At 73.4% G+C, this 21,103-nt stretch carries 18 protein-coding genes and 1 pseudogene; 11 read left to right on the forward strand and 8 right to left on the reverse strand.

Annotation, left to right across the window (positions count from 1 at the left end; translation table 11 throughout):
* Positions 1-13 precede the first annotated feature (13 nt).
* Together ACFYXC_RS04865 and ACFYXC_RS04870 are read left to right on the forward strand one after the other, a co-directional pair.
* Positions 14-1,744 (forward strand): PHP domain-containing protein, encoded by a 1,731-nt coding sequence (locus ACFYXC_RS04865; protein WP_389546985.1) that lies wholly within the window; start codon positions 14-16, stop codon positions 1,742-1,744.
* Positions 1,741-2,259, forward strand: a complete 519-nt coding sequence (locus ACFYXC_RS04870) for a hypothetical protein (RefSeq protein WP_389546988.1) — start codon at positions 1,741-1,743, stop codon at positions 2,257-2,259. Before ACFYXC_RS04865 ends, ACFYXC_RS04870 begins: the two co-directional genes overlap by 4 nt.
* Here the strand turns inward: ACFYXC_RS04870 and ACFYXC_RS04875 are convergent.
* Positions 2,234-2,494, reverse strand: coding sequence for a DUF397 domain-containing protein (locus ACFYXC_RS04875; protein ID WP_389546991.1), 261 nt, complete (start codon positions 2,492-2,494; stop codon positions 2,234-2,236). The two genes, ACFYXC_RS04870 and ACFYXC_RS04875, sit on opposite strands and share 26 nt — an antisense overlap.
* Positions 2,491-3,327: a Scr1 family TA system antitoxin-like transcriptional regulator gene (locus tag ACFYXC_RS04880; RefSeq protein ID WP_389546995.1), complete on the reverse strand. Its 837-nt coding sequence runs from the start codon at positions 3,325-3,327 to the stop codon at positions 2,491-2,493. The genes ACFYXC_RS04875 and ACFYXC_RS04880 overlap by 4 nt, the downstream gene beginning before the upstream one ends.
* 113 nt (positions 3,328-3,440) lie before the next feature.
* On the opposite strand from ACFYXC_RS04880, the gene ACFYXC_RS04885 reads away from it, so the two are divergent.
* Together ACFYXC_RS04885 and ACFYXC_RS04890 are read left to right on the forward strand one after the other, a co-directional pair.
* On the forward strand, positions 3,441-3,914 hold the full coding sequence (locus ACFYXC_RS04885; RefSeq protein ID WP_389546998.1) for an ATP-binding protein: 474 nt from the start codon (positions 3,441-3,443) through the stop codon (positions 3,912-3,914).
* A 10-nt stretch (positions 3,915-3,924) separates the two neighbouring features.
* The gene (locus ACFYXC_RS04890; protein ID WP_389547001.1) at positions 3,925-4,668 is read left to right on the forward strand and encodes a VOC family protein; all 744 of its coding nucleotides are present in this window, start codon (positions 3,925-3,927) and stop codon (positions 4,666-4,668) included.
* Between the two features lie 28 nt (positions 4,669-4,696).
* Here ACFYXC_RS04890 and ACFYXC_RS04895 read toward each other — a convergent pair whose 3' ends face one another.
* From ACFYXC_RS04895 to ACFYXC_RS04905, 3 genes are all read right to left on the reverse strand, one after another.
* Positions 4,697-5,959, reverse strand: coding sequence for an MFS transporter (locus ACFYXC_RS04895; RefSeq protein ID WP_389547004.1), 1,263 nt, complete (start codon positions 5,957-5,959; stop codon positions 4,697-4,699).
* A 57-nt stretch (positions 5,960-6,016) separates the two neighbouring features.
* Complete coding sequence (locus ACFYXC_RS04900; RefSeq protein WP_389547007.1) at positions 6,017-8,935, reverse strand: glycoside hydrolase family 2 TIM barrel-domain containing protein; 2,919 nt, start codon at positions 8,933-8,935, stop codon at positions 6,017-6,019.
* A gap of 134 nt (positions 8,936-9,069) precedes the next feature.
* Positions 9,070-10,311: an FAD-binding protein gene (locus ACFYXC_RS04905; protein WP_389547010.1), complete on the reverse strand. Its 1,242-nt coding sequence runs from the start codon at positions 10,309-10,311 to the stop codon at positions 9,070-9,072.
* A 152-nt stretch (positions 10,312-10,463) separates the two neighbouring features.
* On the opposite strand from ACFYXC_RS04905, the gene ACFYXC_RS04910 reads away from it, so the two are divergent.
* From ACFYXC_RS04910 to ACFYXC_RS04930, 5 genes are all read left to right on the forward strand, one after another.
* Entirely contained in the window at positions 10,464-11,813 is a 1,350-nt protein-coding gene (locus ACFYXC_RS04910; protein WP_388907869.1) for a radical SAM protein, read from the forward strand.
* A 204-nt stretch (positions 11,814-12,017) separates the two neighbouring features.
* Positions 12,018-13,532 carry a cellulose binding domain-containing protein gene (locus ACFYXC_RS04915; protein ID WP_389547013.1) on the forward strand — a complete coding sequence of 505 codons (1,515 nt, stop codon included), beginning with the start codon at positions 12,018-12,020 and terminating at the stop codon, positions 13,530-13,532.
* A gap of 257 nt (positions 13,533-13,789) precedes the next feature.
* On the forward strand, positions 13,790-14,941 hold the full coding sequence (gene rsgA / locus ACFYXC_RS04920) for a ribosome small subunit-dependent GTPase A (protein ID WP_389547016.1): 1,152 nt from the start codon (positions 13,790-13,792) through the stop codon (positions 14,939-14,941).
* 147 nt (positions 14,942-15,088) lie between these two features.
* The gene (locus ACFYXC_RS04925; RefSeq protein WP_389548378.1) at positions 15,089-16,471 is read left to right on the forward strand and encodes a DNA-3-methyladenine glycosylase 2 family protein; all 1,383 of its coding nucleotides are present in this window, start codon (positions 15,089-15,091) and stop codon (positions 16,469-16,471) included.
* Positions 16,468-16,947 (forward strand): methylated-DNA--[protein]-cysteine S-methyltransferase, encoded by a 480-nt coding sequence (locus ACFYXC_RS04930; protein WP_389547019.1) that lies wholly within the window; start codon positions 16,468-16,470, stop codon positions 16,945-16,947. The genes ACFYXC_RS04925 and ACFYXC_RS04930 overlap by 4 nt, the downstream gene beginning before the upstream one ends.
* 21 nt (positions 16,948-16,968) lie before the next feature.
* On the opposite strand, the gene ACFYXC_RS04935 is transcribed toward ACFYXC_RS04930, so the two are convergent.
* Positions 16,969-17,337 carry a PPOX class F420-dependent oxidoreductase gene (locus tag ACFYXC_RS04935; RefSeq protein WP_388907861.1) on the reverse strand — a complete coding sequence of 123 codons (369 nt, stop codon included), beginning with the start codon at positions 17,335-17,337 and terminating at the stop codon, positions 16,969-16,971.
* A 100-nt stretch (positions 17,338-17,437) separates the two neighbouring features.
* Here ACFYXC_RS04935 and ACFYXC_RS04940 point away from each other — a divergent pair, with 100 nt between their 5' ends.
* Positions 17,438-18,757, forward strand: a complete 1,320-nt coding sequence (locus ACFYXC_RS04940) for an SGNH/GDSL hydrolase family protein (RefSeq protein ID WP_389547022.1) — start codon at positions 17,438-17,440, stop codon at positions 18,755-18,757.
* Positions 18,758-18,778: 21 nt separating this feature from the next.
* On the opposite strand, the gene ACFYXC_RS04945 is transcribed toward ACFYXC_RS04940, so the two are convergent.
* Together ACFYXC_RS04945 and ACFYXC_RS04950 are read right to left on the reverse strand one after the other, a co-directional pair.
* Positions 18,779-19,261, reverse strand: coding sequence for a DUF456 domain-containing protein (locus tag ACFYXC_RS04945; protein ID WP_389547025.1), 483 nt, complete (start codon positions 19,259-19,261; stop codon positions 18,779-18,781).
* 36 nt (positions 19,262-19,297) lie between these two features.
* Positions 19,298-20,305, reverse strand: a complete 1,008-nt coding sequence (locus tag ACFYXC_RS04950) for a helix-turn-helix domain-containing protein (RefSeq protein ID WP_388907855.1) — start codon at positions 20,303-20,305, stop codon at positions 19,298-19,300.
* A 449-nt stretch (positions 20,306-20,754) separates the two neighbouring features.
* Here ACFYXC_RS04950 and ACFYXC_RS04955 point away from each other — a divergent pair.
* Positions 20,755-21,103, forward strand: a pseudogene (locus tag ACFYXC_RS04955) (hypothetical protein); the annotation flags it as partial.

Consider the following 21,103-nt stretch of genomic DNA (forward strand, 5'->3'; position numbering starts at 1 on the left):
ACAGGAGGCCGACATGGGGCACGGACACAGTCACGGGCACGGGCATCACCACCACGGTCACGACCACGACCACCAGCACGAGAGCGCCCCGCTCCCCGCTGCCTTCGACACCTCCGTACCCGACGAGGCGCTGACCCCCGAGCAGCAGTCGCGCCGCTCCATGCTGCGCCGCGCGGGCCTGCTCGGCGCGGGTCTGGCCACGGTGGGCGCGTTCGGCCAGGCGGCGAGTGGAACGGCCGCCGCGCAGACCGCGGCCGGTGCGCGGACCTCCTCCCACGGCCGCAAGGGCAAGGGCTTCCTCTGGCTGGCCGGCGACCACCACATCCACACGCAGTACAGCAGCGACGGCAAGTACCGCGTCGTCGACCAGGTCCGCCAGGGCGCCAAGCACGGCATGGACTGGCTGGTCATCACGGACCACGGCAGCGTGGCGCACGCCAAGATCGGCGTCGACAAGGTCAACCCGGACATCAAGGCGGCCCGCGACGCCTACGAGGACACCCTCGTCTTCCAGGGCCTGGAGTGGAACATCCCGGGCGCCGAGCACGGCACGGTCTTCGTGCACCCCGGCAAGAACGAGGTCTCCGTCCTCAAGCAGTTCGAGACGGACTACGACGGCAGCGTGAAGAACGCCTCCGACTCGACGCCCGCCAACGAGGCGCTCGCCGTCGCGGGCCTGGCGTTCCTCGGCGAGCAGGTCCAGCGCCGCAAGGTCAAGGACGCGCTGATGCTCGCCAACCACCCGGCGCGGCGCGGTGTCGACTCCCCGCACGAGATCCGCGCCTGGCGTGACGCGACCCCCGCGAGCCACCAGATAGCCGTCGGCTTCGAGGGCGCCCCCGGCCACCAGGCCGCCGGCCTCCCCGCGCCGCTCGGCCCCGGCCGGGCCCGCGGCATCTACGACAACAACCCGAGCGCCAACTCCTTCGCCGGCTACCCGCCGGAGAGCTACCGCACCTGGGGCGGCTTCGACTGGATGACCGCCACGGTCGGCGGCCTCTGGGACAGCCTGCTCGCCGAGGGCAAGGCGTGGTGGATCAGCGCCAACTCCGACTCGCACCAGGTCTACGCGGACACCGCCGCGCGCGGCGGCGGCGACTTCAACACCGACGGCCGCTACCAGGACCCCGTCTACAACGGCCGGATCGACGTCACCCAGGGCGACTACTGGCCCGGCCAGTACAGCAGGACGCACGTCGGCGCCGAGGACTTCTCGTACGCCGCCGTGATGGACGGCATCCGCGCCGGCCGGGTGTGGGTCGACCACGGCCAGCTCATCAGCGGCCTCGACGTGCGGGTCTCCGGCGGCAGCCGCTGGGCCACGCTCGGCGGCGCGCTGCACGTCAGGAAGGGCACGAACGTCACCCTGACCGTGGACATCGCGCTCGCGCAGGACGCCAACTGGGCCGGGTTCGTCCCCAAGCTGGCCCGCGTCGACGTCATCCAGGGCGACGTCACCGGCCCGGCCGCCGACAAGGACACTCTCGTCGCGCCGACCACCAAGGTCGTCAAGTCGTACGAGGTGAACAAGTCCACCGGCACGGTCCGCATCACGTACTCCCTCGGCCGCGTCGACCGCCCGGTCTACCTGCGCCTGCGCGGCTCCGACGGCAACCGGTCCGCCGTCGGATCACGCGGTGCGGGGGTCGATCCCGCCGGTCCCGCGATCGACGTCGTGGGCGACGCCGACCCGTGGAAGGACCTGTGGTTCTACTCCAACCCGGTCTGGGTCCTGCCCGCGTGACCCAGCCGCCCTGCGTCGGCACGGTCGACGCCGACGTGCGTGAGCTGCGCGCGGCCGACCACCTGCTGCTGGAGCTGGCAGCCGAACTCGGCCTTCCCGAGGACGCGTTCGGCTGCACGCACCTGGTGCGCGGGGAGCGGCCGCGGGTCGTGCTGTCCTTCGCGACGACGACACGGACGGCGTTCGAGGAGACCGCCCGGCGCCTCGCCGCCAAGGGGTACGAGGTGACGGCCGGCGCACCCGACGGGGTGGGCCGGGCCGTCGTCTACCCGGGCGCGTCCGGGCTGACCGGCACGGTGACGATCGCGGAGCTCTTGGCTCGCTCCGCGATCGGCAGGGTGGTGGTGCTCGGTGCCCCCGGCGAACCCCCGCCGGACCAGCTCGTGGTGACCCGGGACCACGTACGGCCGCAGTGGCAGGACGGCGAACTGGTCCTGACCCTGATGCCGGCGGTGGGAGGGGTACTGGTGCCGTTCGAGGTCCCGGACCCTACGCCGTGCTGCGCGGACCACTGACCAGCGCGACGAAGTCGCCCCAGGCGGTGGGGGAGAGGGCGAGTTCGGGACCGCGGGTGTTCTTGGAGTCACGGACGTGCACGGTGGCGGGGCAGGCGGCGACTTCGACGCAGTCGCCCTGGCTGCCACTGCTGTACGTCGACTTGCGCCACACGAGGGCTACCTCTACGCAGTCGTCGCCCTGCGAGCCGCTGTAACTGCTCTTGAACCAGGCGCGTTTCGTGGTGGTGCTCATAGCGCTCCTCGCATCTCCCGGAGCAGGCTCACGGAGTCGTCGGGCGTGAGAGCCTGTGAGCGCATCTTGGCATACCGCTGCTGGATGAAACTGATCTCTTTCCGGTCGGAGATCAACACGCCGGTCTGCTGCCCTTCCGAGTACGCGAACCACTCGTTCTCCTGGGACTCCAACAGTTGCACCGGGCCATCGAGACCTGAGTGTGTGGTCTGCCGGAGGGGCATCAGCTGCAACTCGATGTTCCAGTGCCGGTCGTTCACCTCCAGCAGATGGTCGATCAGCTCTCGCGTGACGTCCTCGCCGCCGGTGCGCCGCTCCAGCACCGCCTGCTCGATGATGAAACTGAACGCCGCCGGAGGCTCTCGCCGAGTGCTGAGCAACTCCTGACGAGCGAGACGTGCGACCACACGCTGCTCGACCTGTTCCTCCGTGGGCAGCGGCGGCACGCTCCAGATCACCGCCCGTGCGTACGCGTCCGTCTGCAGGAGGCCCGGCACGACCCGGCACTCGTACGTATGCAGAGTGACGGCCCGCTCCTCCAGGTCCGCCCATCCACGGAACCAGGACGCCAACCCGGGTTGCCGCGTGGCGTACTTCGCCGCCGCCCGCAGGACCCCGAACGCGTCAAGCACCTCCTCCGCCCGCTCGACATACACCCGCGGCGGCAGGCGGCGGCCCTGCTCGATGGACGCCACCGTCGCCGGCTGGTACCGCACCAGCGGTGCGAACTCCTCCTGCGTCAGGCCCGCCCGTTTGCGGAACGCCTTGTGGACCAGTCCGAACGTCTTCAGACTGTCCGACGGTTCGGGCTCGTTCGCCGTGCTGTTGGTCATGCGCCCATCGTCACGGAAGGTAACTCCTACTGTCCACAGAGTGAACTCGTACGCGGGGTGCCGTACGAGTGTCGGACCTGGTCGACCGCCCGGCCGACCGGGACCGTTGACCCATGCGAGGAGAAACCGGGGTCCAAGTCCCCGTCACCGTACGTACGTTCACCCAGCTCTTCAGCTGCACCCCGCGCGGGGCCCGGCTGGCGAGGCGGCTGGTCGCGAACCGGATGGACATGTGGGGGTTCCCGTACGACGGAGGGGCGAGCGAGTCCGTGACCCTGGTCGTCGCGGAACTGGCGGCCAACGCGGTACGGCACGGGCGGGTCAGGGGACGCGACTTCCGCGTACGGCTGCTGCTGCGGTCCGGCGAGGACACCGTGCGGGTGGAGGTGGCCGACGCCCTGCCCGAGCGGCTGCCCGTCCTGCGGGAGGCGCCGGGCGAGGACGACGAGGGCGGCCGGGGCCTGCTGCTGGTCGCCGCGCTGGCCGACCGGTGGGGAACGGCGCTGTGTCCGGGAGGCACGTACAAGAGCGTGTGGGCGGAGGTGCGGGTGCCGGGAGCGGACGTGCGTCGCGGAGCGGGTGCATAGGATCGCCGGCATGGCACTGCGACCTGTTCTGGTGAACGTGAAGGCTGTCGACGACGTGGCGGTCGGCCGGTTCTGGGCCGAGGCGCTCGGGTGGGAGCTCTCCGGCGGCGGATCCGGTGCGACCGCCGTGAAACCGCCGGGCTTCGACTGGCTGGACCCGGTGGGCGTCTGCGTCGACGTCATAGCCGTACCAAAACCCAGGACGGCGACGAAGAACCGGGTGCACCTCGATCTCGCCACCGCCTCCGCGGCCCATCAGGCGGAGCTGGTCGCCCGGCTGCGGGCCCTCGGCGCGACGCCCGTCCACGTGGGGCAGGGTGACGTGCCGTGGACGGTGCTCGCCGACCCGGAGGGCAACGAGTTCTGTGTGCTGGAGCCCCGGGAGGTCCACCGCGACACCGGGCCGATCGCCGTGGTGGTGGTGGACTGCGTGGACCCGCGGGCCATGGCCAGGTTCTGGGACGAGGCGGTGGACTGGACCCTGTGCGAGGTGACCGACGACCACGCGGTGCTGCGCTCCGCCCAGGGTGTCGGCCCCTACCTTGAGTTCCTCCGCACGCCCGGCGGTGTGAAGACCGTGCCGGACCGCGTCCATCTCGACCTGGTGCCCGGGCCGGACGACGACAAGGAGGCGGAGGTGGCCCGGCTGCGGGCCCTCGGCGCCACCGACCTCGACGTCGGCCAGGGGGACGTCCCCTGGACGTGCCTGACCGACCCGGAGGGGCACGAGTTCTGCGTCCTCGCCCGGTCCTGACGGGCACCGAGACCGGGAGCGCGGGAGTTCAGGCCGCCTCCCGGTCCGCCGCACGGCTCGCCGCGGGTGGCCCGGCGCCGAGCGTGAGCCTTCGGACCTGCGGTGACAGCAGGGCCGCGGCGGCGGCCAGGGCGACCAGGGCCGCGCAGCCGGCCAGCGCCTGCCGGATACCCACCGCGCCGGCGACGGGCCCCGCCACGAGCAGCCCCAGCGGGGCGAAGCCCAGCGCGCCGAACCAGGTGTACGAGCTGACGCGGGACAGGGCCGCCTCCGGTATCTCCCGCTGCAGCGTGGTGGACCACAGCACCGCGCCGACCGCCGTGGTGACGCCCGAGCAGCACATCGCGGCGGCCGTCGCCCACGGCGGCGCCGACGCGGCGAGCAGGGCGATCGGCAGCGCGGCCGGGAACGTGGCGAGGACCGCCACCAGCACCGGCCTGGCCACCCGTACCCGGACCGCGAGACCCGCGCCGGCGACGGTGCCGAGCGCCTGGGCCGCCACGACGACCGACCAGGCCCGCGCGCCGCCCGCCTCCTGCTCCGCGACCAGGGGGCCGAGGACACCGACGGTGGCGTTGAGTCCGGCGACCACCAGCGCGGAGTGGGCGACGACGACCCACAGCCACTGCCGGGAGGCGAACTCCCGCCAGCCCTCCTTCAGGTCCTCCCAGCCCGACGACCCCTTCGCCCGCGGCGGCGCGAGGACGCGCAGGCGGGCGGTGAGGACGGCGCTCACGACGAAGGACGCGGCGTTGAGGGCCAGCGCCCAGCCGGCCCCCAGCCACGCGACGGCGACACCGGACAGGGCCAGGCCGAGGAGGAGGGAGGTGTTCGTGCCGACCCGCAGCAGCCCGTTGGCCTGCTGGAGCCGGTCCGCCGGCACGACCAGCGGCACCAGCCCGTCCATCGCCGGCGAGAACAGCGCCGTCGCCGTCCCGGCCACCACCGCCAGCACACACATCGCGGCCAGCGGCGCGTGCCCGGACAGCACCAGCCCCGCCAGCCCGGCGTAGGCCGCCGCCCCGACGGTGTCGGCGACCACCATCAGCCGGGCCCGGGACATCCGGTCCGCGATCACCCCGCCCGCCAGGACGAACACCAGCTGGGGCAGCGCCTGGCAGGCGAGCACGAGGGACAGCCGCCCCGGGGTCGCCCCGGGCAGGGCCAGCACGGCGAACCCGAGGGCCACCCGGGCGAAGCCGTTGCCCAGGACGGAGATGGTCCGGGCGGAGGCGAGCAGCAGGAACTGCGGGTCGTTCCACAGGGCGCGGTGGGGCGGGGCGACAGACACGGCGCCGCACTCTACGCGGCCCGCGGCGGACCCGTTCCAGGACCCGCCCCCCCCGGCCTACGGCGTGGAGAACACGAACGAGAACTCGGCGGGCCGTACCCGCAACCGGTAGCGGGGCAGCACGCCCGGCCCGCACGACTGCGAGCCGATGCCCTGCTGACCGTGGTCGAGGTTGACCCACACGGTGTCGCCCGGCGTCAGGTCCGTCAGGTGCTCCGCCGCGTCCAGCTGCTCGCTCGTCCAGCGGCGGGCGGTGAACCAGAACTCCGGCTCGCCCTCCACCCGCAGGGCCGGGCGGCCCGCCCCCTGACCGATCTCCGCCCAGCGGACATCGGCGCGGGCGCCGTTCTCCTGCGGCCGCACGTACGGTGTCTGCAGTTCGTCCACCGTGGCCTCCCACCGGCCCAGCATCGACGCGGCGGCGGTGTCGGGGTACGCCTCGCCGGGGCCGCCGCCGTGCCACCGCACCCGGTCACCGGCCGGCAGTCCGAAGCGGATGCCGAGCCGGGGCAGCGGCACCTGCCAGTCGCCCTCGGGCGCCACGGATACGGTCAGCCGCAGCCGGGTCCCGTCGGACGTCCACCGGTAGACCGTGCGCAGGCCCACCTCCGCCGCGGCCGGCGCCACCCGGGTCCGTACCGTCAGGGCGTCCTCGCCCGGCTCGACCGCTTCCAGGCGGTGTCGCATCCGGTGCAGGCCGAGTGTGCGCCAGAGCGGGCCGTGGCGGGCGTCGGGCTGCCAGGACGCGCCGTCGTCGTTGTCGGTGGGGGCCCGCCACACGTCCAGCTTCAGGCCGACGACGTCGATCCCGTCCACCGCCGTCAGCTCGCCCGTCCTGGCGCTGAAGACGCCGGGTCCCAGGGTGATGCCGCCCCGGCCGTCGGGAGCGGGCCGCGCACTCGCGGGAACGCTCACCAACGGCCTTTCGGAGACCGGGAGTTGTGCCCACGCCACGAGATGCCCGCGGGGAGCCCAGGCCGAGTCGCCCGCGAGCGCCGCCCGGACCGTCCACCGGGTCTCCGCTCCCCGGCCGTCCACCGGCGGCTCCGGCAGCTTCACGTCGGCGGTCTCGCCCGGCGCGAGCGCGGGCACGTCCAGGGCGCCCGTCTCCACCGCCTCACCGTCGACCTCGTACGACCACGCGAACGCCAGCGCCGACAGGTCCGCGAAGTCGAATGTGTTGGTCACCCGGACCGTTCCACCGGCGCCGTCGCCCTCGATCCGGACCGGCTCGACGACCTTCTTGTACTCGACGAGCCCCGGCGACGGCGTGCGGTCGGGGAACAGCAGCCCGTCGCAGACGAAGTTCCCGTCGTGCAGCTCCTCCCCGAAGTCACCGCCGTACGCGAAGCCGTACCGCTCGTCCCTGATGCCGTGGTCGATCCACTCCCAGACGAAGCCGCCCTGGATCCGGTCGTGCTCCTCGAAGATCCGCTGGTAGTCGGCGAGCCCGCCCGGTCCGTTGCCCATGGCGTGCCCGTACTCGCACAGGATGAACGGGAGGCGGCGCCGGCCGAGCGGGCCGCCGTCCAGGCCCCGGCCGATCCGGTCGACCTCGGCGTGGTCCGCGTACATCCGTGAATAGACGTCCGTGTCACGGCAGTTCGCGTCACCCTCGTAGTGGATGAGCCGTGATCCGTCCCGGCCGCGGATCCACTCGGCCATGGCGGTGAGCCCGCGCCCGGTGCCGGCCTCGTTGCCCAGCGACCAGACGACGACCGAGGGGTGGTTCTTGTCGCGCTCCACCATGCGGGCCGCCCGGTCCAGGAGCGCCGGCGTCCAGCGGTCGTCGTCCACCGGGTTGTCGCGCCAGCCCTGCCCGGTGAAACCGTGGGTCTCCAGGTCGCACTCGTCGATGACCCACAGCCCGTACTCGTCGCACAGGTCGAGGAAGGCGGGGTGCGGCGGGTAGTGGGAGGTGCGGACCGCGTTCACGTTGTGCCGCTTCATCAGCAGCACGTCCTCGCGCATGGTCGCGAGGTCCAGGGCGCGGCCGTGCTCGGGATGCCACTCGTGCCGGTTGACCCCCTTGAAGAGGACCGGCCGTCCGTTGACCTTGATCAGGCCGTCCTCCAGGACGACCGTACGGAAACCGATCCGCAGGGGCACCCGCTCCCCGCCGGTCACCAGCGTGGCGTCGTACAGGTGGGGTGTCTCGGCGGTCCACGGCCGCACGGGCACGGTGATGACCTGCCCGGTCTCGACATCGATGTCCAGGCCCGGCACGAGGACCCGGCCGTCGACGTCGGAGTCGACGCGCAGGGTCCCGGTGCCCTCGCGGTGGTCGTAGGAGGCGTGGACGAAGAAGTCGAGCGCGCTGCCCGCCGGCCGGTGCAGCAGCGTGACGTCCCGGAAGACACCGGGCAGCCACCACTGGTCCTGGTCCTCCAGATAGGAGCCCGCCGACCACTGGTGGACCCGCACGGCCAGCACGTTCCCGGACGGTTCCAGCAGGTGCCCGACCGCGAACTCGTGCGGCAGCCGGGACCCCTTGAACTCGCCGAGGTCCGTCCCGTTCAGCCACACCCGCGCACAGGACTCGACCCCGTCGAAACGCAGGACCGCGCCGCCCTCCCCGCCCGCGTCCGGGGCGGCGGGCGCGGGCCAGTCGGCCGGCAGGTCGAAGAACCGCAGGTGGTCACCGGTCGGGTTCTCCGTCGGCACCCTCGGCGGATCCACCGGCAAGGGATAGCGGTGATTCGTGTAGACCGGGGCGCCGAAGGCCCCGTCGCCCTGGAGCACCCAGTGCCCCGGTACCGCCACCTCCGCCCAGTCCCCGCAGTCGTAGCCCGGAGCGGCGAACGAGTCGTCCTCGGCGTCGGCCGTCGGCGACAGCCGGAACCGCCATCTGCCGTTCAGGGACAGGGAGGCGGCGTCCGAGGACGCGTACCACGCCCGGGGCGGCAGCGCGCCGCTCCCCGGCGAGACGTCCTCGACGTAGGCGGCGTCGGCGGGATCGGTGTTGCGGAAAGACATCGTTCTCCTAGGTCGGCCCTCGATGCCGGTCCGCACGGACACGACGGTGACCGCGCGGACCCGGGGAACGCTGACGGGAACCCCAGGAAGTACTGCCGGAACGGGGAGCGGGTGAAACCACCGAAGAGCCCCGACTACCCCAGCACCTCGTCCACGAACGCGTTACGGAACGTCCCCGCCGGGTCCAGCGCCGACGCGAGCGCCGCGAACTCCCCCAGCCGGGGGTAGCGCGCACGCAACACCCCCGCCGGCACCGCGAACACCTTCCCCCAGTGCGGCCGCGCGCCGAACGGCGCCAGCGCCTCCTCGATCCGCCGCACCACGGGCAGCACGGCCCCCGCGTCGTCCACCCACGTGAAGTGGAACGCCACGGTGTCCCGCCCGTACGCCGGACTCAGCCACTGTCCGTCGGCGGCGACCGTGCGCACCTCGCAGATCTGCAGCACCGGCGCGATCGTCCCGCGTATCGCGTCGAGGGCCGCCAGCGCCGCCACGGCGTCCGTGCGCGGGAGCAGGTACTCCGACTGGATCTCGGAGCCGCTGCTCGGCGTGAACTCGGGCCGGAAGTGCGGCAGCCGCTCGTGCCAGGGCCCCGGCACCCCGAACTGCTGGGTGCAGTTCACGGCCGGCATCCCCGGCACCGGATGCACCGCCTCGGTGGCGGGCTCCGCCCACGGGAACCCGTCCCACGGCACGTCGGTACGCCGCTTGACCCAGGTGTGCACGAACCCGGACTGCCGCCAGTCGGTGAACAGGCTCACGCTGTACGCCGACGCCGACACCGCCTCGAAGTCCAGCTCCGCGAACGGCAGCGGCCCGAACACCTGCTGGGCGACCTCGAAGTCCGGCTCCAGATCGAGGGTGAGCGCGGTGACGACACCGAGCGCGCCCAGCGAGGTCACGGCCCCGCCGAAGCGGGCGTCGTCGCGGCCGACGGTCAGCTCCGACCCGTCGGCGAGGACCAGCTCGACCTCCCGCACGGGGGACGCCAGCGAACCGTTCGTGTTCCCCGAGCCGTGCGTGCCGGTCGCCACCGAACCCGCCACCGAGATGTGCGGCAGGGAGGCCATGTTCGGCAGTGCGAGCCCCCGCCCGTGCACCGCCCGCGCCAGCTCCGCGTACCGCACCCCGCCCGCCACCCGGACCGTACGGGCCGCCGCGTCGACCTCGACCGACGGCGGCAGCGCGGTCAGCGAGAGCAGTACGCCCTCGCTGCCGGGGTCGGCGATCAGGTTGAACGAGTGCCCGCTGCCGAGCACCCGCACGCGCTCACCGCGCGCGACGAGGGACCGCAGCGCGCCGAGCGACTCCGGCCGCCGCAGCTCCTTGGCGGAGTAGGTGACGTTCCCCGCCCAGTTCCTCAGAGTCTCGCCCATCCCGCGTCCCTCCCGAAAAGTGCCGTACCCGCGGAAGACGGGCACGTCAGGAACCTACCCCGGACCTCATCGGGGGCCCCGGCCCCGGGTCCGGCGGAGGCGGGGCATACCGTGAGGAGTCGAACACGGTCGCCGGGAGCGAGGAGGACGGGATGGGCAGCCGAACCGCGCTGGTCGAGGATCTGATGGAAAGGTTCCCGCACGTACCGCGGGAGGCCGTCTTCAAGGAGGACCTCCTCCGGGGAGGCGTGGCCTTCGACGACTCCGCGCTCAGCGACAACGAGAACGGCGACGTCAAGCCGAAGTCGTACTTCATCTTCTCCTTCGACCACGGCACCCTGCCCGAGCTGGGCGAGGCCGCCCTGCGCCGGCCGCCCGAGGAGATCATCCTCACCGGCGGCCCGTACGACCTGCGGCGCACCGTGGTGTCCGTCCGCGTCAACCCGTCCTCGCCGTACCGGGTCGCCGCGGGCCCGGACGGCCTGCTCGGGCTGTACCTCGACGGGAAGCGGATCTCGGACGTCGGCGTGCCGCCGATGCCGGAGTACTACCGGCACAAGCTCTCCAGCGGGAAGTCCGTCATGGAGGTGGCCCCGACGATCCAGTGGGGCTACCTGATCTACCTGACGGTCTTCCGCGTCTGCCAGTACTTCGGCGCCAAGGAGGAGTGCCAGTACTGCGACATCAACCACAACTGGCGCCAGCACAAGGCGGCCGGCCGCCCGTACACCGGGGTGAAGGACGTCGACGAGGTCCTGGAGGCCCTGGAGATCATCGACCGGTACGACACGGCCAAGGCATCCACCGCGTACACGCTGACCGGTGGCGCGATCACCTCCAAGCTGCAGGGCCGCGACGAGGCCGACTTCTACGGGATGTACGCCAAGGCCATCGAGGAACGCTTCCCCGGCCGGTGGATCGGCAAGGTCGTCGCCCAGGCACTGCCCCGCGACGACGTGCAGCGCTTCAAGGACCACGGCGTGCAGATCTACCACCCGAACTACGAGGTGTGGGACGAGTACCTGTTCAAGATGTACTGCCCGGGCAAGGAGCGCTACGTCGGCCGCGACGAGTGGCACAGGCGCATCCTCGACTCGGCCGAGATCTTCGGCGCGCGCAACGTCATCCCCAACTTCGTCGCGGGCGTGGAGATGGCCGAGCCCTTCGGCTTCAAGACGGTCGACGAGGCCATCGCGTCCACCACCGAGGGCCTGCGGTTCTTCATGTCGCAGGGCATCACGCCCCGCTTCACCACCTGGTGCCCCGAGCCGACGACGCCGCTGGGCAGGACCAACCCGGACGGCGCGCCGCTGGAGTACCACATCCGGCTGCTCCAGGCGTACCGGCAGACGATGGAGGACTTCGGGCTCTCCTCGCCGCCCGGATACGGCCCGCCCGGACCGGGCAACGCGGTGTTCTCGGTGAGCTCGTTCATGGACAGCCTCCCGGCGCACGAGACCCCGGCGGAGGAAGAGGGCACGGGAAAGGTGTCCGTGGGCTGAGGGGCCGACGGGGACGTACGGACGTACGTGTGAGGCCGCTGGGCCTCAGGGGGCGCGCGACAGGCGGCATCCGGACGTGGGGGTGCCGCTTGTCAGTTGTGCGGGAACCGTGGAAAACTCGCCCCGTCGCGAGACGTCCCCTTCAACTCCCGTAACGAACAGCGGAGTTGATCCCCCTTGTGGATGCAGGTGAAGCCCCCACCCATGCCAGACCTGCCGACCCCTCAGGACGCCGCCGAGGCCACACTGTTCTCGGAGTGCTGGGACGCGGTCCTCTCCTACGCCGACCTGTGCACCGGCGGCTCCGCCGACGCCCGCCCGCTGGCCTCCGAGGCGTTCTCCCGCGGCATACGCGAAGCGCGGGCCGCGGAGGCCGGGACCGGCGGCAGGAGCTTCGGACGCCGGGCGCGCGCGCCAAGGCTGCCGCGCATACCGCTCCTGCTGACCGCCGTACGCCGGACGACCGCCGCCTGGGAGGCCCAGGGCCAGGGCGACCGCCTCGACCCGGACCTGCGTCTGTGGCTCAACTCCGAGAAGGCCCGGCGCTTCACGGGACCTCCCCTGCACCGGCCGCTGGCCCTGCGCGGACTGCGCGACATGCAGGAACCGGACGCCGCGCTGCTCTGGCTGGCCGAGGTCGAGGCCATGCCGACGGCCGCGGTGGCCCGGCGGCTCGGTCTCGACCCGGCGGGCGTCGTCGACGAACTGCAACAGGTGCGCGGGGTGTTCCGGGACCGCTGCCACCGCAACCACCTCGACACCCCGCTCGCCGAGGAGTGCCGCAGCTACGCGCGACTGCTCGACGCGGTCACCCGGTCGCCCGCCGCCGACGTGCCGGACGACCTCTCCCGCCATCTGGCGCGCTGTGTCGAGTGCGCGGAGGCCGCCGCCTGCCTGAAGCACTCCGGCGGCGGACTGCCGGCCGCGCTCGCGGGCGGAGTCATCGGCTGGGGCGGGCTCGCCTACCTGGAACGGCGGCGCAGGGCCGTCGAGTCGGGGCTCAGCCGCAGCGCCGCAGCCGACCCGGACGACCAGCCGCCCGGCGGGGCGGCGGACAGCGGCGGCAGGGCGCGTATCGGGCGCGCCGGACTGCTGGCCGTGGCGGCCGGGGTCTCGCTGCTCGCGCTCGCCGTCACGCTGGTGCCCTTCGGCTCGGACGACGGCCCGGACACCTCCGCCGAACCGGCGGGACAGCAGCCCGTGGGGGAGCAGGGGCCGTCGTTCGGGGCGCCGCCCACGGGCTCCGGGTCCGGATCGGTCGGCGAGGCCACCTCGTCCACCTCGACCCCGCGGACACCGAAGTCGGACGCGGGGACGGCTCCCGGGTCGAAGAAGGAGGCCCAGGGGAACTCCTCCTCCTCGGCCGAGCAGGACGGCGCCGCGCCCGACCCCAGCGAGCCGGCCGTCTGCCACGCCAGGTACGACGTGGTCAGCGAGTGGCCGGACGGGTTCCAGGCGACCGTCACCGTCAGGTCCGTCCACGCCCTCGACACCTGGCGCGTCGGCTGGACCTTCCGCGACGGGCAGAAGGTGACCCAGATGTGGGACGGCGACGTCGTCCAGGACGGTTCGCGTGTGACCGCGAGCGCCGCCGACTACAACAAGTCCGTCGCCGCGGGCGGCTCGCTCGCCCTGGGCTTCCTCGCCTCGTGGCGCGACGGGAACGCGACGCCGGTCGACTTCACGCTCAACGGACGCAGCTGTACGCACTCCGGCTGAGCGGGGTCCGGAAAACCGGTTGGCCCGGTGGCGGCGGAGGGCTATGGTCGGGTTGTCCGAGCGGTGGACCGACCTCACCGCTGACGTCGGCCGATGTGATCTGTTGTGATCAGGGAGGTGTGAACGATGGCTGTCTCTGTGCTGGGCGCTGCCCGCATCCGGAAGTTCATCACATCCACCTCCGTGGTCTCCGGCTGACCTCTCTCCTCCCGCGCCAGTGAGCGCGGTGCCGGGGCCACCCTTCGAAGGGTCACCCCTTGTCTTTCCCAGCTTCTCCAGCCTCTACGGCTTCTGCTTCTGCTGCTTCTTCCGCGTCCTCCGCGGCTTCGGCCCATCCGCTCGCGCCCTACGGCTGGGACGACGCGTGGGCCGCCGAGTTCGCCCCGCACGCGGAGCGCGGACTCGTGCCGGGGCGGGTCGTACGGGTCGACCGCGGGCAGTGCGACGTGGTCACCGCCGACGGACCCGTCCGGGTCGACACCGAGTTCGTCACCCCGAACGACCCGCTGCGGGTCATCTGCACCGGCGACTGGGCCGTCGTCGACGCCGGCGGCGACCCCCGCTACGCGCTGGCGTACCTGCCACGCCGTACCGCCTTCGTGCGGTCGACCTCGTCCAAGAGGTCGGAAGGGCAGATCCTCGCCGCCAACGTGGACTTCGCGATCATCGCGGTGTCCCTGGCCGTGGAACTCGACCTCGGCCGGATCGAGCGGTTCCTGGCCCTGGCCTGGGAGTCCGGGGCGCAGCCCCTGGTCGTGCTGACCAAGGCCGACCTCGTACCGGACGCCACGGGCCTCGGATACCTCGTGCAGGACGTGGAGACCGCGGCACCGGGCGTCCAGGTGCTGCCGGTCAGCTCCACGGACGGAGCCGGTCTCGACGTGCTCGGCGCCATCGTGTCGGGCGGGACGTCCGTGCTGCTCGGGCAGTCGGGAGCGGGCAAGTCGACGCTCGCGAACGCGCTGCTCGGACAGGACGTGATGGCCGTCCGGGCGGCACGCGAGGTCGACGGCAAGGGCCGGCACACCACGACGACCCGGAACCTCCTCGTGCTGCCCGGCGGCGGCGTGCTCATCGACACACCCGGGCTGCGCGGCGTCGGGCTCTTCGACGCCGGCAGCGGCGTCGGGCAGGTGTTCTCCGAGATCGAGGAACTCGCCCAGGGGTGCCGGTTCCAGGACTGCGCGCACGTGGCCGAACCGGGGTGCGCGGTACTGGCCGCGCTGGACTCGGGAGTGCTTCCCGAGCGGCGTCTTGAGAGCTACCGCAAGCTCCTGCGGGAGAACCAGCGGATCGTGGCCAAGACCGACGCGCGCGCCCGCGCCGAACTGCGCAAGGAGTGGAAGCGCCGGGGAGCCGAGGGGCGGGCCGCGATGGACGCCAAGCGCGGGGGCCGGACCCGGCGCTGAGTCCCTCGGCCGCCGGTGCCGATGCGTGTGCGGGTGCGGGTGCGGGGCCTTGCGGTCCTGCCCCGCACCCGCGGGACGCGGCGCGAACGTCGCGTCCGAAATCCGCCAGCCCGTCCGCCGGCGACGACGCAGACTGGAGGGGTGCTGATCGACGAAGAGACCGGATACGGAGCCGTACGCAGCCGGGACGCCCGGTTCGACGGGGCGTTCTTCTTCGCCGTGGAGACGACGGGGATCTACTGCCGCCCGAGCTGTCCCGCGGTGACCCCCAAACGGGAGAACGTGCGCTACTACGCCACCGCGGCGGCCGCGCAGGGCTCGGGGTTCCGGGCCTGCCGCAGGTGCCGCCCGGACGCCGCGCCCGGGTCCGCCGAGTGGAACGTACGCGCCGACGTCGTCGGGCGCGCGGTGCGGATGATCGGTGACGGGGTCGTGGACCGCGAGGGCGTCACCGGGCTCGCCGGCCGCCTCGGCTACAGCGCCCGGCAGGTGCAGCGGCAGCTCACCGCCGAGCTGGGCGCGGGACCGGTCGCCCTGGCCCGGGCCCAGCGCGCCCACACCGCACGCGTACTGCTGCAGACCACCCACCTGCCCGTCACGGAGATCGCGTTCGCCGCCGGGTTCGCGAGCGTGCGGCAGTTCAACGACACGGTCCGGACGGTGTACGCGACCACGCCCACCGGACTGCGCGCCGCAGCGCGCCGCAGCGGGGCGCGCCCCGCTGCCACCCCGACGGCGGGCATCCCGCTGCGCCTCGCCCACCGGGGCCCGTACCAGGCCGCCGCCGTCTTCGCCCTGCTGGCCGCCGAGGCCGTCGCCGGCGTCGAGGAGGTGACGGGCGTCCCCGGCTCGCGCACCTACCGCCGTACCCTGCGGCTGCCGTACGGGACGGGGATCGTCGCCGTGCGGGAGCGGCTGTCGGACGCGTCCGCCCACCGCAGCGGCTGGCTCGACGCCCGGCTGCACCTCACCGACCTGCGGGACCTCACCACCGCCGTGCAGCGGCTGCGCCGCCTCTTCGACCTCGACGCCGACCCGTACGCGGTGGACGAGCGGCTCGGCGCGGACCCGCGGCTGGCCCCGCTGGTGGCCGCCAGACCGGGACTGCGGTCGCCCGGCGCCGCCGACCCGGAGGAACTGGCCGTCCGAGCGCTCGTCGGACGGCACGAGGCCGGGCGGCTCGTGCGGGCGTACGGGAAGGCGCTGGACTCGCCCTGCGGGACGCTCACGCACGTCTTTCCCGAGCCGGCCGCCCTCGCGCGGTCCGGCGGCACCCTGGGCACCCTCGCCACCGCCCTCGCGGACGGGAGCCTGCGGCTCGACCCGGGAGCGGACCGGGAGGCGGCGCGGACCGCGCTGCTCGCCCTGCCGGGCCTGGACGCCCAGGTGGTGGCCGTCATCCGTACCCGCGCGCTCGGCGACCCCGACGTGGGCCCGCCCGGCGCGCCCGTCCCCGACACCTGGCGTCCCTGGCGCTCCTACGCCCTGCGGCACCTCGAAGCGGCTCAGCCGGAAAGCGAAGACACGTGACCACGTACTACACCACCCTCGACAGCCCCGTCGGCGAACTCCTGCTCACCGCGGACGAGTCCGGGGTGCTGACCTCCCTCTCCGTGCCGGGCCAGAAGGGCGGACGCACGGTCGGGCCCGGCTGGCGGCGCACACCGGAGCCGTTCGCGGAGGCCGGGCGGCAGCTCGCCGCGTACTTCGCCCACGAACTGCAGGAGTTCGACCTTCCCATGCGGGCGAGCGGCACCGAGTTCCGGGAACGGGTCTGGCAGGCCCTCGACTCCGTTCCCTACGGGACGACCACCACCTACGGCGAGATCGCCGCGCGCATCAGTGCCTCGCGCGTGGCCGTGCGGGCCGTCGGCGGCGCGATCGGCGCCAACCCGCTGCTGATCGTCCGCCCGTGCCACCGGGTGATCGGCGCCGACGGATCCCTCACCGGGTACGCGGGCGGACTGGAACGCAAGGTGCGGCTCCTCGCCCTCGAAGGCCGCTGACGCCGCCCGGCGGGCCGCCGGTCACTCCTCAAGACCCCAGCTGTGGATCCGCCGGGGATGGACACGGATCAGCTCCTCGCTGAAGTGCGGGCCCAACTCGTGCGGTCCGGTCAGGAGTTCGGCCTCCCCACGGATGTCCACCCCGCGCACCTTCCAGGGACGGAGGCTGACGATGTCGTCGATCACGAGACCGACCTTCGGATTCTTCTGGAGGTTGCGCCACTTCTTGGTGCTCCCCATGGCATAGCCGCCGATCAGGATGGTTCCGTCGTCCTGCGGGTGGAAGCCGACGGGGTTCGCCTGCGGCTGGCCGTGCTGGTCGACGGTGGCGAGGCGGCCCAGCCGCTGGGACTTCAGGTACATCCGTTCGGCTTCACTGAATGCGGTCATGTCAGCAGCCAAACACGGTTCCCGCGCGCCGCGCACCGGATCCTGACCCCGGGTCATCTGACCCGCACCCTCGGGATCCGTCGGCGGAAGGCAGGAACGCATGGTCGAGGCCGGACGAAGAGACGCCGGCCGGGCCCTGGCCGCCCTGGCCGGCGCACTGGCACTCACGCTGGCGGGCACGGCCGCGACCCACGCGGGACCCCGGACCGCCCCGGACCGCGCGGCCCCGCCCGCCGTCCCCGACGGTGCGGCCCCGCGGGCGGCGAAGCCGGCGGCGACGCGGCTGGCTCCCGCGTACTGGACCGGCACCTGGGAGGGCGCCGCCTCCGGTACCGCCGCCCCGCTCCCCGGCGCGTCGATCCGCAACGTCGTCCACACGAGTGCCGGCGGTACGGCCGTCCGCGTCCGGGTCTCCAACCGGCTCGGCACCCTGCCGCTCGTGCTCGGCGCGGCCACCGTCGCCCGCCAGGAGCCGAACGCGCCCACGAGCCCGAGGGCCCTCCCCGGCACGATGCGCACGCTCACCTTCGGCGGCCGGAAGAAGCACACGGTGCCGGCCGGCGAGGACGCCGTCAGCGACGCCGTCACCCTGGACGTCCCGGCCGCCGCGAACCTCCTCGTCACCCTCCACACCCCCGGCGAACCGGGCCCCGCCACCTACCACCGCGACGCGCTGCAGACCAACTTCCTCGCCCCGGACGGCGATCGCGTCGCGGAGGCGGACGGCACCTCGTACACGGCCACCACCGGCTCCTGGTACTACGTCACCGGTGTCGACGTACGCCGTCCGGCGGCCGAGGGGAACCCCGGGAGCGTCGTCGCGCTCGGCGACTCCCTCACCGACGGCTCCGGCTCGACACCGAGCACCGACCGCCGGTGGCCCGACCGGCTCGCCGAACGGCTGCGCGCCCGGCCCGCGGGCCACCGGCCGGGCGTGCTGAACGCGGGCGTCGCCGGCAACCGGCTGCTGCTCGAAGGCCGCGGGCCCAGCGCACTGGCCCGGCTCGACGCCGACGTGCTCTCCCGCACGGGAGTGCGCACGCTGATCGTGATGGAGGGCGTCAACGACATCAAGAGCGCCCCGAACCAGACCGACCCGGCCGCCCTCGCGGCGGCGTACCGCGAGATCGTCCGGCGGGCCCACGCCCGCGGGATCCGGGTCGTCGGCGCCACCCTCACCCCGTTCGGCGGCCACGGGAGCCACACGGCGGCCCGGGAGCGGGTACGCCGGTCGGTCAACCGGCTCATCCGTACCGGCGGGCTGTTCGACGCGGTCGCCGACTTCGACGCCGTCGTCCGCGACCCCTCCCGGCCGGAGCGCATGCGGCCCGCCTACGATCCCGGCGACCACCTCCACTTCAACGACGCCGGCATGCGGGCACTGGCCGACAGCGTCGACCTCGCCGCCCTGATCCCGTGAGGGCACGCCGCCGGTGTCCGGTCAGCCCCAGAGCACGGCGCCGAGCCAGGCCCCCGCGATCAGCAGGCACGCGAACAGCTCCACCAGCACACTCGTCCCGCCCCGGCGCATCACCGCACGCACCGAGGCCATCGCCTCCCCGTGCCCGCCGAGCCGCAGCCGCTCGGCGAGATAGGCGCCGCCGAGGTAGCCGGGGATCGCGCCCAGCACCGGGACGACGAAGAAGCCGAGCAGCGCGCCGAGGCCCGCGTACACCGCCATCCGGGGGGTGGCGCCGCTCGAACGCAGCCTGCGGGGCGGCAGCCGCCAGCGGATCACCTGGGCGAGGAGGAGCGTGCCGGTGGCGCCCACCAGGACACCCCAGGAGAGCGCGCCGGGGTCCTCGAACGACCACCACAGGACCGCGGCCCACACGAGCCACGGCCCGGGTGCGCCGGGCACCAGCACTCCGCCGAGGCCGAGCAGCAGCACCACACCGACCAGCAGGAGTTCCCACGCTCCCATCTGTCCAGAGTGCCCGAGAAGAGGCGAAGACGCAGGTCAGTCCTGCGGACCCCGGGCCACCCAGCCCCTCTCGTACGTGTGCCAGCCGAGCTGGAGCCGGGTCGTCACACCCGTCAGCTCCATCAGCCGTTTCACCCGCCGCTGTACGGTCCGCAGCCCCAGGTCGAGCTGTTTGGCGACGCTCGCGTCGGTCAGCCCGGCGAGGAGCAGGGACAGGATCTCCAGGTCGGTGCCGTCGGGTCCGTCCCGCTCCTCCTCCGTGACGGTTCCCGGCGCGCCGAGGCGCAGTGGCAGGGCGTCCCGCCACACCGACTCGAACAGGCCCGACAGCGACTCGAGCAGCCCGCTCGCGTGCACGACGAGCGCGGCGGGCTCCAGGGTCTGGGAGGTCAGCGGCACCATGGCGAGGGCACGGTCGGCGATCACCAGCTTCGTCGGCACGGTGTCCACGACCCGTACGCGTTCGTCGCGGCCGAGAGCGGCGGACAGCTCGGCGATGCCGTTCGGGAGGTGCAGGACCGAGCGCTCGACCACCACGCGGTAGCGGACGCCGCGGTCCGCGGCCTGCTCCTCCGCGTCGTTGTCCGTCCCGGAGACGACCACCGGGTTGCCGGTGACCAGGGCGCACACCTCGTCGCTCGCGCCCAGCTGGAGCTGCAGGAACCGCTGCGCGACCGCGGCGGCGCCGGTCACCACCTCCACCAGGTCGAGCGCGGCGGGCTCGGTGGCCTGCGCGCGGTACTCCTCGGCGAGCAGCGCGGCCGTCAGCTCCGCCTGGTCCAGTTCGTGGCGCCGCTGGGTGAGGAGCGCGCCCAGCGCGACGCCGGGCGGTGCCGCGACCCAGCGGCCGGGCCGCGCCGACGACTGGGCCGCGAGCCCGTGCCGCTCCAGTCTGCGCAGCGCGCGCTCGGTGTCGTACTCGCCGAGCGTGAGCCGACGCGCGAGATCGGGCACGTCGGCGGCGCCCACGGACACCAGGGCGCGGTACGCCGACTCGTGTGTGTCGTCCAGCCCCAGCGCTGCCAGACCTGTCGTTCCCCGCATACGGCGACGCCCCTCCCCGGTGACCTGCCGTGGCGGAAAACGGCCACGGCGTAAAACCGCCTCGGCACATCATCGCGGTACGGTCCGGGTGTCTGCCAAGGTGGCGCCGGGGCGGGGCCGGTGCCCGGACCGTCGAGGACCGGCCAATCCCCGAAAGGGCGTGACCGGTGCGGATGAACGGGGCAACGGGTGGAACCCGCACCGGGGTCACGGCCCGGCCCCGGGCGGACAGCTCACCCCCGGGCCGGACGGACCGGTTCCGCGCGTGGACCGGCCGACCAGAACGTGTCGTGGGCACCGGGCGTTCACCGGATCCCGCGGCACACCGGTGCCGCCGGGTGGTTCTCCCGTGGGGGGTGGGATCATCCGGCGGTCCCGTACCGCGTCCCGCCGACCGGTTTTTCCCGATGCCCCGTTTCCTTCCGCCGTCCACGGTGACAATTAGGGGCATGAGCCAGCAGGGGGAGAGGCCGACCGGTCATCAGGACGACTGGTGGGGGCAGCTGTACGACGACTCCACGGGAGACACCGGACCGGCACCCGCGTCCGACTCCGTGGACGACCGCTACACCTCAGCGACAAACACACTGAACCCGAACCGACCGACGAACCCCGCCGACGTTCCCGGCCCCCGCCAGGGGCGCGGGGAACTGCGCGCCCAGCCCCCACGAGGGCCGGCGGCCGACGACCGCACGCCCCCCGAGGGGCCCGCCCCGGGCCGGCCGGCGAACCCCGCCGACGTCCCCGGCCCCCGCCAGGGGCGCGGGGAACTGCGCGCTCAGCCCCCACGAGGGCCGG

The organism is Streptomyces sp. NPDC002701 (assembly GCF_042889045.1).
In the GTDB taxonomy this organism is placed as follows: domain Bacteria; phylum Actinomycetota; class Actinomycetes; order Streptomycetales; family Streptomycetaceae; genus Streptomyces.